The organism is Mucilaginibacter rubeus (assembly GCF_003286415.2).
GTDB classification, from domain to species: Bacteria; Bacteroidota; Bacteroidia; order Sphingobacteriales; family Sphingobacteriaceae; genus Mucilaginibacter; species Mucilaginibacter rubeus_A.
The window spans coordinates 4,774,801-4,790,713 of record NZ_CP043450.1 but is presented as its reverse complement, the minus strand read 5'-3'; the positions used below and the strand labels follow the sequence as shown (position 1 = coordinate 4,790,713).

The following is a 15,913-nucleotide window of genomic DNA, read 5'->3' as shown; positions in this document are numbered from 1 at the left end:
AACCGTCTGCAAATGTTTATTAACAGATAATTGGTTTAAAAGTACAATGCATGTCCCCTATTTGCACCTTAATTATTCGTTCATATAATGAACAGAAACACATAGGAAAATTACTCGAGGGTATAAAGAAGCAATCTATTTATAACCAAGTCGAGGTAATTTTGGTTGATTCTGGTTCGACAGACCAAACCGCTGCTATAGCGCGGGAGGCTGGTGTAACGGTTGTAAATATTAATCCTGAAGATTTCTCTTTTGGACGAGCATTGAACGTAGGTTGTAAACATGCTAAGGGAAAGTTTCTTCTGTTTGCGAGCGCACACGTATATCCTCTTTATACTGATTGGATCGAAAAGATGGTTAAACCCTTCGAAAAAGAGAAGGTTGCTTTAACGTACGGGCGACAGGTAGGAAATGAAATAACAAAGTATTCGGAAGAGCAATTGTTTAAAAAATGGTTTCCTGATAAGTCAAACTATGATCAGAAAATCCCTTTTTGCAATAACGCGAACGCCATGATCAGGAAATCGCTTTGGGAAGAGCTTCCTTACGATGAAGAATTAACAGGCCTGGAAGATTTGGATTGGGCTACCAAGATAATGCAAAAAGGACACGCCATAGCTTATGAAGCCACGGCTACAATAGTTCACGTGCATGAGGAAACACCAGCCCGCATAAAAAACAGGTACCGCAGGGAAGCTGTAGCATTGAAAAATATCTATCCAGATGAAAAGTTTAACTTTTTTACCTTTTTAAGATTATCGATTGGTAATATCTGGTCAGATTCGGTTCATGCTTTACATGATGGTAAGTTCATAAAGGAGTTTAGGTTTATTGTCATTTTCAGAACGTTACAGTTCTGGGGAACATACAAAGGTTACAGGCAGCAAGCTGTACCTGATGAAACCCTTAGGATGCGTTTTTATTATCCCAACGATTTTAAAGATAAGCTCTTTAAAAAGAAAACAGAGAAGGTTACATCCAATCTTGGCGAGAAGATAGTTTATAGCTCGTAGTTTCTAATTGAAAAAATAACTAACAAAGATATGTCTGCATATAAATTAACAGCAATTATACCGATGCGTCATTCCAGTGAAAGGGTTCCTGGAAAAAACTACCGCGATTTTGCCGGTAAACCTTTGTTCCACTACGTTGTTGAGGCAATGTTAAATTGCCCTTTGGTGGATAAGGTTGTTATTGATACAGATAGCCCTATCATTATCGAACAAAGCGCTAAGGCATTTCCGCAGGTATTGGTGTTGGAGAGGCCTGAGCATCTAAGGGATGGCAGCATCCCGATGAATGATGTTTTGTTGAATACCATTAACCAGGTGCCTTCTGAATTTTATTTGCAAACACACAGCACAAACCCCATTTTATCAACAAAAACCATTACAGAGGGTATTCAGAAGTTCTTCTCTTTATATCCGATGTATGACTCATTATTTTCGGTAACACGTAAACAGGTAAGATACTGGGACCCGTTAGCAAGGCCAATAAACCATAACCCGAATATTTTATTGCGTACCCAGGATTTACCTCCAATTTACGAGGAAAACTCTTGTATGTATTTGTTTACTAAAGAGATACTTGAAAGAAAACATAACCGCATCGGTGACAGGCCGTTTTTATTTGATATGCCTGAGGTTGAAAGCCAGGACATTGATGTTGAACTTAATTTTATAATGGCCGAGTTGCTTTATAAAAACCTTAATAAGATATAAATCTGTAATCCCCCTTATAAGAATGAAAGTATTAGTAACATGCCCTCCAATGCTTAGGGCAATTGATCAACTCAGATACCTGTTTGAAGAAAAAGGAATTGAGCTAATAACCCCTAACGTTGTACAAGTACTTACTGAAGACGAATTGGTTGAACTTGTACCTACAGTTGATGCCTGGATTATCGGTGATGATCCGGCTACAGAACGTGTATTCACTGCAGGTAAAGCAGGGAAACTTGTTGCTGCTGTGAAATGGGGAGTAGGTGTTGATAACGTAGATTTTAAAGCTTGTGAAAAGCTTGGTATACCTATTTCAAATACGCCAAGAATGTTTGGTAATGAGGTTGCTGATATGGCCCTTGCCTATTTTACAGGTTTGGCACGCGAAAGCTACCTTGTTGACAGAGAGGTAAGAAAGGGAAACTGGATTAAGCCTCCGGGTATGTCACTTGAAGGAAAAACTGTAGCCCTTATCGGTATTGGTGATATAGGATTGGCAACTGCACGCAGGCTTAAAGCGTTTGACGTGAAGATTAATGCCTATGATCCGTTTACGAAGCTAACACCAGCTGAGGCTAATGTTGATGAAATACTTGCTTTCCCTGACAAATTGGGCGATGCTGATTTTGTTATCCTTACCTGCGCATTAACCCCGTCTAACTACCATCTTATAAATAACGATTCTATTGGTCAGATGAAGGACGGTGTGATAATTATAAACGTTTCGAGAGGGCCGCTTATTGACGAAAAGGCATTAACTGAAGCTTTGCTTTCAGGTAAGGTTAAATCTGCCGGATTGGACGTTTTTGAAGTGGAGCCACTACCTGCCGACAGTCCATTACGTCAGTTTGAGCAATGTATTTTTGGTACCCACAACGGCTCTAACACAAAAGAAGCTGTGATCAGGGCCAGCTTGAAAGCTGTAGATTTACTATTTGGCTATTTAAATATCAAATAATTTAATGGATAAGAAGACAGTTTTAATAACAGGCGTTTTAGGCGGTATCGGTAGCCAGCTGGCACGTACTTTTAGCGAAAACAACTATCGTGTTATAGGACTTGACCTGGTAGATGAGCCATCTCCTTATTGCGAGAAATTTATCAGGTTTGATTTAAACAGATATTGTGCAGATCCGGATTATAAAAGCCATATGGAAACAATCCTGAATAAGGAAGTTCCTGAACTTTTTGTCCTGATAAATAATGCCGCTGTACAAATATTAAGCAGTCTTTCGGAAGTTAAGATTCAGGATTGGAATCAAACCCTTAATGTGAATTTAACCGGGCCACTTATGCTAAGCCAACTGTTTTTAGATAGGCTTGAGAAATCGCAAGGTTCTATTATTAATATAGCAAGCATCCATCATCAGCTTACAAAAAAGAGGTTTTTAGCATATGCTACTTCAAAAAGTGCGCTTGTTGGCTTAACAAAGTCGCTTTCGGTTGATCTTCAGGGTAGGGTTAGGGTAAATTCAATTAGCCCTGCAGCCATTGACACCCAAATGCTGAGAGACGGATTTAATAACGACGAAACAAAAGTTAAACAGCTTAATGAATTACATCCAAGCCAGCGCATAGGTAAACCTCAGGAGGTTTCTCAATTGGCTTTGTTGTTAGCAGAAGATAAGCTCGGCTTTATTAATGGCGCTAATCTTAATATTGATGGCGGTATAAGTAACGTTTTGAAGGATCTGGATTAGTTGTTTGATTTTTTTTATTGATATCTACTGAGATATAACTCTATATATAAATATGCTGAAGCGCGCGTGGAATTCTCCTACTTTAATGACTTGGTTGAGCTATTCAACCAAGACACTCACACTATTTGGGGTTTTACCGCTAATCTTAAAGCAGTTTTCATCAGGTGATGTTGTTTTGTGGTATTTATTTTCTACAATAATTTCATTACAAGCCATTGCCGATTTTGGCTTCAGGCAGACATTTTCGCGGGTAATTTCATACGCTTATAGTGGCGCAACCGACATAGGTATCCTTTCGGGGAGCAGCTCTGAGGCAACTATAGAAAGTCAGGAGGTTAATAAAAAGCTGTTGTCGAGTATTGTTTCAACCATGAAAACAATATATGTGTGGTTAACAGCTTTTGCGTTTGTTGCAATGGGGATTTTTGGCACATGGTCAATGGTAAAGCCGGTTGGAGGTGCAGCTAATGTTCATCAGGCCTGGTGGTGCTGGGTGATTGTGTTACTGGTATCATGTATAAGTTTTTACGGGAAAATCTATATGAATTTTCTGGAAGGCTTATTTAAAATTGCATTGGTAAGACGAATAGAAACGCTTACCTCGGTAGGTAGTATAATAACAAGCATCATTGTTTTATTTATAGCACCATCGTTATTGAACCTGGTTATTGTTAATCAATTGTGGGTAATGGTGGTAACTATAAGGGACTGGTATCTGTGTCGCAAAATAGATGACGGACTTTATAAGGAAGTCTCAGTTAAGGAACCTTTTAATAAAGAGATCTTCGCTAAGATATGGCAACCCGCCTGGCGTAGCGGAATATCCGGTTTTATGTCGGCCGGATTAACTAATTTAACGGGTGTTGTATATGCGCAGTTTGGTTCTGTTGAAGCAGTTGCTTCTTATTTGCTTGCTTTACGTATCATAAATCAGATCAGGGATATTTCCATGGCCCCTTTTTACAGCAAGCTGCCGTTATATGCTATGCTTAGGGTTAAAAACGACATGAAAAACCTGGTGAAGATTATTACCAAAGGAATGTTTTTAAGCCATATGGTTTTTATCATAGGCTTTATAATAGTAGGGTTATTTTCTGATTATCTGCTGAAAGCAATTCACAGTCAGACACAGTTTGTAAGTCAGCCATTATGGATTATGCTTGGATTAGCATATTTTATAAATAGATATGGAGCCATGCACATGCAGGTTTATTTATCTACGAATCATATCATATCTCATATTGCAGACGGCGTTTCTGGTATTTTATATGTTGTTTCAACGCTAATATTAACTCACTATGTTGGTATCTACGCCATTCCTATTGGCATGATTATCGGCTATCTTGGTTTTTACTCGTGGTATGCAGCTATATATTCATACCGATCAATCAACATCAACTTTTGGACTTTTGAGAAGCAAACTACATTATTACCGCTTTTGGTGACAACTGTTTACATTCTTATTGTTTGGCAATATCACATATAGTACCCCCTATGACAACAATTTTTTTTAAAAACGGTATCGATCAGGTAATCAAACTCATTGAAAGCATCGAAAACAGTACAGCGTTTTGGTATTCCCCTGGTTTGCTATCATATGAATACCTGGATGATGCGTTAGTTATAACTGAGCTTCAAATTGAAGAAAGTATCTTTAACGATTTTAAAAAAGATTACCCGCGTCTTATAGCTAAATATCCGCATAGTACCTTTAAAGGTACAAATACTTCGGCACCGGTTGCGCCAAGCAAGATAGCGCTTTATGCATCAAGCGATACCATTGTTAAATCGTATAAACCGCTATTGGGTAGTTTGAATATTGACAGTGACGTGTATTGTTCGCCGATAGAAAATGCTTTGCCGGCCGCTCAAAAACTTGGGATTAAAGCAACCGTTGCTAAGCATTCAATCTCGCCTCGCAATTACTCTCTGCTTGTAGTAGCAAACGATTGGGGATTTCGTGAACGAAAGTTCAGTCTTGATTTTATGAAAAATGGAAAAAATGCTGTTTGCATACAGGAATCAAGTATTGATTTAAGACCAGTAGACGGTAGAATGCGTACGTGTAGTTTCCCCATTTTTCAGGGTACAGCTACGCTCGAAAACATAAGCGTAAAAAATAAGATAAGTGCCGTAATAGGTAACCCACGCTTTGAGGACTTAAAGCCTGCCCCCGCTCCGGATTATGAAAAGGCTCTGATTAACGTAAATTTTACTTACGGTATTTTTGAGGAAGTTCGTAATTCATGGGTGAAAGATATAGTTGATGTTTGTACAGATCTTAACATTGATTACTTGCTTTCTCAACATCCACGTGATGCAGGTGTTTTTGAAAACTACAAGGTGGAAAAATCTAATCCACTAAGTGTTCATGACTCTATCCGGAATTCATCGGTGCTCATATCGAGATTTAGTGCATTGTTAACCGAGGCCATTTGCCTTGGACGGCCGTCTATATATTATAATCCGCATGGAGAAAATATGGGCTACAAATTTGAGGCTGATAACAAAATGTTTTTCGTTGCAAAAAATAAGGAAGAATTGCTGACAGCATTACAAACTATAAGGGAACTGAAAACCAGCAATACCACAGTTGATTCTCAGTTCCTGTTTAAACACCTGGGTAATACCACCGCCGGAAAGGCCTCTAAATACATCGGTCAGGCGTTAAAAGATGTTGCAGGATTTCCTTTATTAAAAAAAGTAACCTTTTATGATAGAATGATCGCTTCTTTAAAACTATACAAGCGCACATACATAAAAGCATAAATTAAAGTATTGTCATGAGGTTACGCGAAACACTAAAAAAGGATATTAAAGCAAACAAGGGTAACCGAAAAGGCCAGTTTGTAGTTTGTTTTTATAGGATTAGTAGCATGTATTACTTTTCTGAAAAGAAATGGGTTAGGATTTTATCTTATCCTGTTGGCAAATTTTATAATTGGATTTTTATATGGATAATAGGCATTGAGTTGCCTATAAACACTAAAGTCGGGGCCGGCTTGCAAATTTGGCATGGCTCAGGTTTGGTTGTAAATTTTGAAAGTGTGATAGGTGAAAATGTATTGTTACGTCAATCAACTACGATAGGTAATAAATATTACGGCTCAAAATGCCCTCGTATTGGAAACAATGTTGATATTGGGGCACATTGTGTAATTATAGGTGACGTTGAAGTGGGAGATAACAGTGTAATAGGCGCGGGAACAATAGTTACTAAATCTATCCCTGCAAATTCTGTAGCTTACGGTAATCCCGTTAAAATAAAGCCTAATTTACGTGTAACAGATCAAGAGGTTAAATAATAGACGAATGAAAATAAGTATTCGAAATACTGATATCAATATTTTACTTTTTTTCCTGCCGGCTATTACCTGCTTGTTTTTTTTTGTAAATGCTGTTAGCCACGGTAATATTCAAATCGGGTCATATTTTAATCTTGCCCTTACTCTTTTTCTTTTTAATAAATTTTTTAGGGCAGACAAAAATGTCGTTCTGGTTAGTGGCTCAATTTTGGTTACCGCTTGTTTGGCATATTCGGTTCTGCTTGGAACGCCAATAAACTCAAGCTTTTCCTACATCGTTATATTTTTTAATATAATATTTGCCTTTAATTATTTACCCAAATGCGATTATTCTCAAGTTGATCTTAAAAAATTCCGAAAGCATCTTACATGGTTTGTAATAATTTTCATTGTTTTTTATGAACTATCGGCGCCGTTTGCACAAAATAAGAATTCGGAGGAAGAATTTTATGATGTGCACCGCGTATATAAAGAGGGCTTCGTAATCTCACATATTGCCTGTTATTATCTTGGCGTTGCCGGATTCTTCCTGTATTTATTACGGAGACGTTTGGTAGCATTACTTATTTGGGCGTATGCTGTAAGTCTGGGAGCTCGTATAGGGTTAATATATGTGGCTATTGCCATTGTCATAATAGCTTTAAAAAGCTTGCCGAAGGTTTTTAACCTGGTAGCAAGATATAAGTATTTTATTGTACTCGTAATAATTGTTATAACAACTATAGCAGCGCGGATTACCATAAGCAAGATAGGTATAGAAGGGCTTATGGTGTTCACTTCAGGAAGAAGTCTTTTTTGGTTTAAAGCGATTTCACAAGTCGCGGATGACGGTTTAAGTTTTATAAACATATTTGGACGGGGACCTAAATATTCAAATACTTACAATAAACAGTATTTCGGTTTGGATATTTGGATGCATAATGATTTTATTGATATCCTTTTCAATTTAGGTTTTGCGGGCCTGATAACGTATTTGAGTAGCTTTTATAATTATATAAAGCAGAGCCGGACGTTGTTTTTATTGTTTGTCTTTTTATTCACCGCGTTCTTTAATGGTTTCTTGCTCTATGACGCTTTGTTTATTATAGTCCTATCAACCTTATTTTCAAAAAAAAATATCACTACATGAAAAATGAACCTCTTGTTTCGGTACTTATACCAACCTATAACGTTTCTGAGTTCATTGATGAAGCAATAGAGAGTATTTTAAACCAGACTTATAAGAATTTGGAGGTCATTATAGTTGATGATGGCTCTGGCGACGAAACATACCAAAAATTACAGATACTTGAAAAGGCAGATAGTAGGATCAAATTGTTTAAAAACCCCACCAATCTGCGCATTGCCGAAACATTAAATTTTGCTTTGAGCAAGGCATCTGGCCAGTATATAGCCCGTATGGACGGTGATGATATAAGCTTGCCCGAACGAATCGAAAAACAGGTAAGTTATCTTATTGAACATCCTGAAATTGATTTGCTGGGTTTACAGGTTATAGCTGTTGATGAGGCAGGAGTAGAAATAAAGCGGCTTAAATTTAGCACCGATCCTGCAATATCAAGAACGCTTATTGAGTATTTTTCTGCAGTACCGCATTTTTGGATTGCTAAAAAGTCGGTTTATGATACAGTTGGCAATTATCGGATTGCTACTGCCGAAGATTATGATTTCCTTTTAAGGATGGCTACGCTGGGTTTAAAGTTTTGTAACCATCCCGAATTTCTGTATAAACAGAGGATAAGGGGAGGAAATACAACTACTGCCAGTGGCCTGGTTCAGCGTAAGTATATGAGCTACATAAGAGAATTATATAGAGAGCGCTTAAAAAGCGGACAGCCTAATGATTCTTATTCAGATGCTGAACTTTTGAAACGGAAAAATACCGGTAACGTTGAACGCTCTTTGTTTAATTTTTCTAACAAGTTCATGTTTAAGTTTGGGGTATATATACAGCAAAACAAGATGAAAGCCGCTTTATATTTCATTTTGGCTATGGTATTTAGCCCCATTCACCAGGGACGATATTTTTTGAATAAAAATAAATACAATCAGATATTACGTGCGCAAGCTGGAGCTAATTAAAGCTTTTTGTAGGTAAATAATTAAGATTGAGTTTAACAATAAATATATTAAGGCGGGGGAGCTGAACTAAGACAGCCATCCATGTCTTTTCAACTTCTGTTAAATTTCATAGTGGCGATATAAAGCTACACAACATAACATATTAGTATTAGCTGGTAGCCCCGGATAATTAAAGTTCAACTGTTTAAATCTGATGTCAAAAAAAGACCTACGTATTCTGGTAATCGGACAAACGCCACCGCCATTCGGTGGTCAGGCCATGATGATAGAATACATGCTAAATAATAAATATGAAGGAGTACAAATGTATCACGTACGAATGTGCTTTTCAAGAGAAATGAACGAGCGTGGAAAGATATCGTTGTATAAGATAACCCATATTTTTTGGATTATAAAGCAAGCCTATCTTTTAAAATTTAAGTATAAAATTGACGCACTATACTATCCACCAAGTAACTCGCCAAAGGTGAGCGTACTCCGCGATATTATATTATTATTGTTTATTCGCCCGATTTTTAAAAAGACTATTTTTCATTTTCATGCGGCCGGTATAATGGAAGAAATTCCTAAAATGAATCCCATTATAAAAATGCTGGCACTGATAGCCCTAAAAAAGCCAGATTTAGCAATCACAAGTTCGGTATTCAACCCGCAGGATGGAGTTTTTCTGGAGGCGAAAAGAAATGTAATAGTTCCTTTAGGTGTTCCGGACGAATATCCTCAAAATTTAGCTGCACTACAGACTGACCTACCAGAGATAAAAATATTATTTGTAGGCCTTTTGAATTCTACCAAAGGTGAAGGGGTGCTTTTGGAAGCTGTGCACCAATTGCATGAACAAGGATACAAAATACAATTGCAGATAGCAGGTAAATTTGAAAGCGAGGAATATCGGGAAGCTTTCTTTGCCGACGTAAAAAAATATGGTGTTGAAAATAATGTAGAATATCTTGGAATTATAAAAGGAAAGGAAAAAGAAAAGGCCTTTTGTAATGCGGATATTTTTTGTTTCCCAAGTTACTTTGTGTCGGAATCATTTGGAGTGGTGTTGCTTGAGGCTATGCAATATAAGCTACCCATTGTGGCAACAAGGTGGCGAGGTATTCAAAGCATAGTTGAAGATGGTAAAAGCGGCTATTTAGTGGATATAAAAAATGCAACACAGGTTGCCGCGAAAATCAAGATACTTATAGACGATCCGGAATTCAGGAAAACTATGGGTGATTATTCCCGGGAGGTGTTTTTACAAAAGTATACCATAGAAAAATATATTGAGAATTTAAACGAATCATTTTTGTTAATCAACGATTAAGTATGAACATATTAATAACCGGCGCATCTGGATTTATCGGAACCAATCTAATTGATTTTTTACACGCAAAGGGATTTAACAAAATTATTAATTTTGATAAAGTAAAACCAACAAACCCGCTGCATGTTAAACTTTGGGAGTCAGGGAATATCATGGACGAATCAAGATTAACCGAGGTATTTGAAAAATACGAGCCCGAAATAGTTATCCATTTGGCTGCCAGAACGGATACATTGAGTGATAACCTGGAAGATTATATCGAAAATCACGAAGGTACGCAGCATCTTTTAAACGTTATAAAAAAGACACCGTCGATAAAGCAAGCCATAATTACGTCTACTCAGTATGTATATAAATCCGATGAGAAGCCGTTCCCTTCTGCTGATAACGAGTTTAAACCACATACTATTTACGGCCAAAGTAAAGTTTTAACAGAGCAATACACACATAATGCCAACCTTGCGTGTAATTGGACAATTATAAGGCCTACTAATATCTGGGGGCCATGGCATATGCGTTATCCTAATGAGTTGTGGAAAGTTATTGATAAAGGTATATACTTTCATCCTGTTAAGCACGAAGTGATCAGGACATACGGCTATGTTAAAAACATCGTGCACCAGATTTATCAGATAATGATTGCGGCTCCGGAAGTTGTAAATCACAAAATGTTTTACGTGGGGGATCCTTCTATCGATTCTTACAAATGGTTGAATGAACTTTCATTGCAACTAACCGGTAAAAAGATAAAAAGATTGCCGAAATTTATATTTAAAGGTATAGCAATCTGTGGAGATGTACTAAGAACCTTAAAAGTACCGTTTCCATTATATTCAAAGAGATTTAAAAATATGGTTGAAGATTACCCGGCACCTACAGAAATTACTGTTGAGCTATTTGGTCAGGCCGAGCCGGATCTGAGCAAAAACGTAGCTGAAACTGTACTTTGGTTAAAGGGAGAGGGTAAGCCATATTTTGAATATTGGAAAAGTAAATAAAGCTATTATGAAAAAGGCACTCTATATTATTATCGGTCTGTTTATTATTACAAACAGCTGTTTTGCTCAGCAAGTAACGAAATGTTATGTTTCTTTAAATGGATCAGATGATAATCCGGGGTCTTTGAATAAGCCATTTGCAACAATTTATAAAGCCCAGCAGTACATAAGGGCGGCTATAGCCCAGGGACAAAAAGGCAGTTACCAGGTTATATTTAGAGGCGGCACGTACAATCTTACCAAGCCCTTAACTTTTGACGACCGAAACGATATTGATTCATCAAGCTCGATAGAGTTCACCGCTTTTAGCAACGAAAATGTGGTTTTGAGTGGAGGTAGAACATTAACCGGAAGTTGGGCAAAAACCGCCGACCCTCATATATGGAAACTTAATTTGCCGGCTGCTTTTAATGATAACTCATCTTTTCAATCTCTTTTTAAAAATGGGAAACGGTTAAAAAGGGCTGCTTCTGACACCTTGTTTACCCAGGGGCCCGCACCTGAGTTTGCAAACTCGTACAAGGTTTTTGATTTTAAGGCATTGAGCAGGCTGGTAAAGGACTCATTGAACGTGTTTTGTGCTTTCAGTTATTCTGGAACTGATTTAGATAACCTGAAGGATATAGCAGCAGCCGACGTTATAATTTATAATAGCTGGGAAGCATCCTGGCTTCGGGTATATAAAGTTGATAAGGCAAGAAAGGTAATTTATTTTAGGAATCCATCTGCTTACCCTGTTGGTTTTTATCAGCCTCACATGCGGTATGTAATTGAGAATTCTTTAGATTATTTGGATAAACCGGGTGAATGGTATTTCGATTCGGCAAATAAACAAATATTATATTATGCTGCAACAGGTGAAGATCCTAATAAAGCAACCTTTATTGCTCCTGTTTTAGATCAACTTGTTGCTGCCAAAGGCAATGCAGGCATTAACAGGTATGTATCGAATATTAAATTTTCTAATATTAATTTTAGTTATACCAAATCGGCTTGGGGGGTTAATTTGAATCAGCAGGCATATGGTTATAAAGCCATGTTGGCAGGTTTCAAAAAAAATAATTTGCAAAAATACCCGTGGATGGACCTTAATGTGGGCTTTTCGGCTTCACAAATGGCTCTTGATTGTGGTGCTGCAATCACATTGGAGGTTTGTAAGAATTGGTCGTTCGATAATTGCTCATTTACCCATTTAGGTAATTATGCGGTTGGCATATTAAATTACTCCAGCAATAATTCTATAACAAAGTGTTCTATAAATGATGTAGGCGGCGGCGGCGTTATGATTGCCTATAATAATCTCGGTGGTAAAAGAACAGATGTTCCTGACAACATATCGCCCACTGCCAATAAAGTTATCAATTGTACAATTACCAATTGCGGGCTGGTTTTTCCATCAGGCGTGGGTATTGCAGTAGTTCAGGCAAATCATAGTTTGATAAGCAAAAATTTAATATCAAATTTGCCCTATTGCGGCATAAGTGTAGGTTGGACATTTAGTGCTACCGATGATAACTACACTTCTTACAACATTATACAGTACAATAACATACATGATGTGTTGCAGGCATTAACCGATGGTGGTGGTATTTATACCCTGGGTAAGCAGGTCGGCGCTGTTTATAAAGGTAATTATATCTATAATATATATAGAAACAAGAATGCTACAGGAGCACATTGTAATGGATTTTTCTTTGATGAGGGATCTTCAAGTTTAAAACTGGATAGCAACGTTGTATTCAATGTTAAAGATGAAGCGATGAGATTTAATAAAACAGATGTGTCAAAAATTTCACGTGGATTTAATTCTTTGGAAAGGGTTAACAGCAGCAGTACCCTGAAGAGTGAGATTTATAAAAAAATCATAAAGTGAAAAAACGAACTTTCATTTCATTAAAAATTTCGGTTGGGAAGTATAGCGAGTTTATAAATGAAATTATAGACCTGGCGCTTCTTAAAAAATCATCATATGTATGCGTTGCAAATGTTCATATGTTAATAGAGGCCTACAATGATGATAATTTTGCCGATGTAGTAAATAACGCTGATATAGTTACCCCTGACGGAATGCCCTTGGCATTAGCCATTAAGTTTAAGTATGGTACAAAGCAGGACAGGGTTGATGGCATGAGTTTGTTGCCCGACTTGATAAAAGAGGCTACTCAAAAAGACGTTTCGGTTTATTTTTACGGGGGAACCGAAGAAGCCATTAAACAAACTAGGGATTACCTTGACCAACATTACCCCAATCTTCGGGTTGCCGGAATGTACTCGCCGCCTTTCCGCCCTTTAACTTCTGATGAAGAAGAAGTTATAGTAAAAAATATAAATGATTCCGGTGCACAAATATTGTTTGTAGCATTAGGATGTCCTAAACAGGAAAGGTGGATGGCATCTATGAAAGGACGTGTTAACTGTGTTATGGTTGGCATAGGAGGGGCATTACCTGTGTTTGTTGGATTGCAAAAGCGGGCTCCTGTGTTTTTACAAAAGCTAAGCCTTGAATGGTTATTCCGTTTATTTCAAGAACCCAAACGCTTATTTAAGCGATATTTTCTCACTAATACACTTTTTATATACCTGGTAAGCAAAAAGGGTTTGAAGCGAATTTTTATAAAAAACAATTAATTTTAAAATTGATTGTTGAATTGTGGAATTTTTGCAATATTTTTATGGAAACTTCTGTTTATTTACTTTTTTGTTAATCGTACATCTCGAAATCACTAATGAAAAAAATTGCCTTATTAACAGGTGTAACCGGACAAGACGGTGCATACCTTACAGAATTACTTTTATCTAAAGGATATGAAGTTCACGGTATAAAGCGCCGTAGCTCTTTATTTAATACCGATAGGATTGATCACCTATACCAGGATCCTCATGAAACCAATGTAAGGTTAACGCTACATTATGGAGACTTGAGCGATTCTACAAACTTAATTCGCATAATTCAACAGGTACAACCGGATGAAATTTATAACCTGGGTGCTATGTCTCACGTTAAAGTGAGCTTTGACACTCCTGAATATACCGCAAATGCTGATGGTATTGGTACCTTACGCTTGCTGGAGGCGATCCGCATCCTTGGTCTTGAGAAAAAAACCAAAATATATCAGGCTTCAACATCTGAGCTTTATGGTTTGGTTCAGGCTGTTCCTCAATCTGAAACAACTCCGTTTTATCCACGTTCGCCTTATGCTGTAGCAAAAATGTATGCTTATTGGATTACAGTAAACTATCGTGAAGCTTACGGCATTTATGCTTGTAACGGTATCTTGTTTAATCACGAAAGCCCGCTGAGAGGTGAAACTTTCGTAACCCGTAAAATAACCCGTGCAACCGCTAAAATTGCTATGGGCTTACAGGATAAATTGTATTTGGGGAACCTGGATGCTCAGCGCGACTGGGGCCATGCCAAAGATTACGTTGAAGCAATGTACCTGATATTACAACAGGAAACACCTACTGACTATGTTATTGCAACAGGCGTAACAACACGCGTACGCGAATTTGTTCGGATGGCTTTTGCAGAGGTAGGTATAACAATTGAGTTTAAAGGCGAAGGTGTTGACGAAAAAGGATACGTAGTAGCTTGTGAATCACCAGATTTTCAGGTTGAAATTGGTAAGGAAGTAGTAGCGGTTGATCCAAAATATTTCCGCCCAACAGAAGTAGAGTTATTGATTGGTGATCCAACAAAATCAAAAACATTACTTGGATGGTCGCCTAAATATGATTTGAAAATGTTGGTTGAAGATATGATGAATGCCGACGTTGATCATTTCCGTAAAGAAAAATTATTAAAAGAATCTGGCTATACTATTAAAAATCAATTTGAATAATTTGATGGAAAAAGATGCCAAAATTTATATTGCAGGCCACCGTGGTATGGTTGGCTCTGCAATATATCGTAAACTCGTAAAAGAGGGGTATAGCAATTTCATTACCCGTACATCAGATACACTTGATTTAAGGAACCAACAGCAGGTAGCAGACTTTTTTGAGGTTGAAAAGCCCGATTATGTATTTCTTGCTGCGGCAAAAGTTGGAGGTATCGTGGCAAACAATACTTATCGTGCCGAATTCTTGTACGATAACCTTCAAATCCAGAATAATGTAATTCACCAATCATACCTGAATGGGGTTAAGAAACTGATGTTTCTTGGCTCAAGCTGTATTTATCCAAAAATGGCACCGCAGCCATTGAAAGAAGAGTACTTGCTAACAGGTTTATTGGAAACAACTAACGAGCCTTATGCAATTGCAAAAATTGCAGGTATAAAAATGTGCGACGCGTATCGTGCGCAATATGGTTGTAATTATATTTCGGTAATGCCTACCAATTTATATGGTTACAATGATAATTATCATCCGCAAAACTCACACGTTTTACCGGCTTTGATACGCCGTTTTCACGAGGCAAAGGAACAGGGGTTGCCTGATGTTACCATTTGGGGTACAGGATCGCCTAAACGCGAGTTTTTGTTTGCCGATGATCTTGCTGAAGCGTGCTACTACTTGATGCTCAATTATGACGAAGAAGGTCTTGTAAATATTGGCACCGGCGAAGATGTTTCCATCAAAGAATTAGCACTTTTGATTAAGGATATCATAGGATACACCGGTGAAATCAAGTTTGATACTTCTAAACCTGATGGCACGCCTCGCAAGTTGATGGATGTATCCAAACTGCACAGTAAAGGTTGGAAACATTCTATCGAATTGGAAGATGGCATTAAAATGGCCTATCACGATTTTTTGGATAAAACTAAAGCCGACCTTATAAAAAGCTAAG

Annotated in this window: 15 protein-coding genes; all 15 read left to right on the top strand. The window is 37.5% G+C overall.

Annotation, left to right across the window (positions count from 1 at the left end):
* Window positions 1-50 precede the first annotated feature (50 nt).
* A complete protein-coding gene (locus DEO27_RS18835; protein ID WP_112572645.1) occupies window positions 51-1,013 on the top strand; it encodes a glycosyltransferase family 2 protein in 963 nt (320 codons plus the stop codon).
* Window positions 1,014-1,043: 30 nt separating this feature from the next.
* A complete protein-coding gene (locus DEO27_RS18830; RefSeq protein ID WP_112572643.1) occupies window positions 1,044-1,721 on the top strand; it encodes a cytidylyltransferase domain-containing protein in 678 nt (225 codons plus the stop codon).
* Between the two features lie 22 nt (window positions 1,722-1,743).
* Window positions 1,744-2,679 carry a phosphoglycerate dehydrogenase gene (locus DEO27_RS18825; protein ID WP_112572642.1) on the top strand — a complete coding sequence of 312 codons (936 nt, stop codon included), beginning with the start codon at window positions 1,744-1,746 and terminating at the stop codon, window positions 2,677-2,679.
* A gap of 4 nt (window positions 2,680-2,683) precedes the next feature.
* Window positions 2,684-3,421 (top strand): SDR family NAD(P)-dependent oxidoreductase, encoded by a 738-nt coding sequence (locus DEO27_RS18820; RefSeq protein ID WP_112572641.1) that lies wholly within the window; start codon window positions 2,684-2,686, stop codon window positions 3,419-3,421.
* 52 nt (window positions 3,422-3,473) lie between these two features.
* A complete protein-coding gene (locus tag DEO27_RS18815) occupies window positions 3,474-4,907 on the top strand; it encodes a hypothetical protein (protein WP_112572640.1) in 1,434 nt (477 codons plus the stop codon).
* A gap of 8 nt (window positions 4,908-4,915) precedes the next feature.
* Window positions 4,916-6,190, top strand: a complete 1,275-nt coding sequence (locus DEO27_RS18810; RefSeq protein ID WP_112572639.1) for a hypothetical protein — start codon at window positions 4,916-4,918, stop codon at window positions 6,188-6,190.
* A gap of 14 nt (window positions 6,191-6,204) precedes the next feature.
* Complete coding sequence (locus DEO27_RS18805; RefSeq protein WP_112572637.1) at window positions 6,205-6,726, top strand: serine acetyltransferase; 522 nt, start codon at window positions 6,205-6,207, stop codon at window positions 6,724-6,726.
* 7 nt (window positions 6,727-6,733) lie between these two features.
* Window positions 6,734-7,855, top strand: coding sequence for a hypothetical protein (locus tag DEO27_RS18800; RefSeq protein ID WP_112572635.1), 1,122 nt, complete (start codon window positions 6,734-6,736; stop codon window positions 7,853-7,855).
* Window positions 7,852-8,808: a glycosyltransferase family 2 protein gene (locus DEO27_RS18795; RefSeq protein WP_112572633.1), complete on the top strand. Its 957-nt coding sequence runs from the start codon at window positions 7,852-7,854 to the stop codon at window positions 8,806-8,808. The genes DEO27_RS18800 and DEO27_RS18795 overlap by 4 nt, the downstream gene beginning before the upstream one ends.
* 193 nt (window positions 8,809-9,001) lie before the next feature.
* Window positions 9,002-10,120: a glycosyltransferase family 4 protein gene (locus DEO27_RS18790; protein ID WP_112572631.1), complete on the top strand. Its 1,119-nt coding sequence runs from the start codon at window positions 9,002-9,004 to the stop codon at window positions 10,118-10,120.
* Between the two features lie 2 nt (window positions 10,121-10,122).
* Entirely contained in the window at window positions 10,123-11,118 is a 996-nt protein-coding gene (locus DEO27_RS18785; protein ID WP_112572629.1) for an NAD-dependent epimerase/dehydratase family protein, read from the top strand.
* A gap of 124 nt (window positions 11,119-11,242) precedes the next feature.
* Window positions 11,243-12,991, top strand: a complete 1,749-nt coding sequence (locus tag DEO27_RS18780) for a right-handed parallel beta-helix repeat-containing protein (protein WP_190295131.1) — start codon at window positions 11,243-11,245, stop codon at window positions 12,989-12,991.
* Window positions 12,988-13,746 (top strand): WecB/TagA/CpsF family glycosyltransferase, encoded by a 759-nt coding sequence (locus tag DEO27_RS18775; protein ID WP_112572625.1) that lies wholly within the window; start codon window positions 12,988-12,990, stop codon window positions 13,744-13,746. The genes DEO27_RS18780 and DEO27_RS18775 overlap by 4 nt, the downstream gene beginning before the upstream one ends.
* A 98-nt stretch (window positions 13,747-13,844) precedes the next feature.
* The gene (gmd, locus tag DEO27_RS18770) at window positions 13,845-14,960 is read left to right on the top strand and encodes a GDP-mannose 4,6-dehydratase (protein ID WP_112572623.1); all 1,116 of its coding nucleotides are present in this window, start codon (window positions 13,845-13,847) and stop codon (window positions 14,958-14,960) included.
* 4 nt (window positions 14,961-14,964) lie between these two features.
* The gene (locus DEO27_RS18765; RefSeq protein ID WP_112572621.1) at window positions 14,965-15,912 is read left to right on the top strand and encodes a GDP-L-fucose synthase family protein; all 948 of its coding nucleotides are present in this window, start codon (window positions 14,965-14,967) and stop codon (window positions 15,910-15,912) included.
* Window position 15,913: the final 1 nt, after the last annotated feature.

What these genes read in the sequence shown, in the direction of transcription:
- DEO27_RS18835 (WP_112572645.1), top strand. Translation starts at nt 51, where the DNA reads ATGTCCCCTATTTGCACCTTAATTATTCGTTCATATAATGAACAGAAA.
- DEO27_RS18830 (WP_112572643.1), top strand. Translation starts at nt 1,044, where the DNA reads ATGTCTGCATATAAATTAACAGCAATTATACCGATGCGTCATTCCAGT.
- DEO27_RS18825 (WP_112572642.1), top strand. Translation starts at nt 1,744, where the DNA reads ATGAAAGTATTAGTAACATGCCCTCCAATGCTTAGGGCAATTGATCAA.
- DEO27_RS18820 (WP_112572641.1), top strand. Translation starts at nt 2,684, where the DNA reads ATGGATAAGAAGACAGTTTTAATAACAGGCGTTTTAGGCGGTATCGGT.
- DEO27_RS18815 (WP_112572640.1), top strand. Translation starts at nt 3,474, where the DNA reads ATGCTGAAGCGCGCGTGGAATTCTCCTACTTTAATGACTTGGTTGAGC.
- DEO27_RS18810 (WP_112572639.1), top strand. Translation starts at nt 4,916, where the DNA reads ATGACAACAATTTTTTTTAAAAACGGTATCGATCAGGTAATCAAACTC.
- DEO27_RS18805 (WP_112572637.1), top strand. Translation starts at nt 6,205, where the DNA reads ATGAGGTTACGCGAAACACTAAAAAAGGATATTAAAGCAAACAAGGGT.
- DEO27_RS18800 (WP_112572635.1), top strand. Translation starts at nt 6,734, where the DNA reads ATGAAAATAAGTATTCGAAATACTGATATCAATATTTTACTTTTTTTC.
- DEO27_RS18795 (WP_112572633.1), top strand. Translation starts at nt 7,852, where the DNA reads ATGAAAAATGAACCTCTTGTTTCGGTACTTATACCAACCTATAACGTT.
- DEO27_RS18790 (WP_112572631.1), top strand. Translation starts at nt 9,002, where the DNA reads ATGTCAAAAAAAGACCTACGTATTCTGGTAATCGGACAAACGCCACCG.
- DEO27_RS18785 (WP_112572629.1), top strand. Translation starts at nt 10,123, where the DNA reads ATGAACATATTAATAACCGGCGCATCTGGATTTATCGGAACCAATCTA.
- gmd (WP_112572623.1), top strand. Translation starts at nt 13,845, where the DNA reads ATGAAAAAAATTGCCTTATTAACAGGTGTAACCGGACAAGACGGTGCA.
- DEO27_RS18765 (WP_112572621.1), top strand. Translation starts at nt 14,965, where the DNA reads ATGGAAAAAGATGCCAAAATTTATATTGCAGGCCACCGTGGTATGGTT.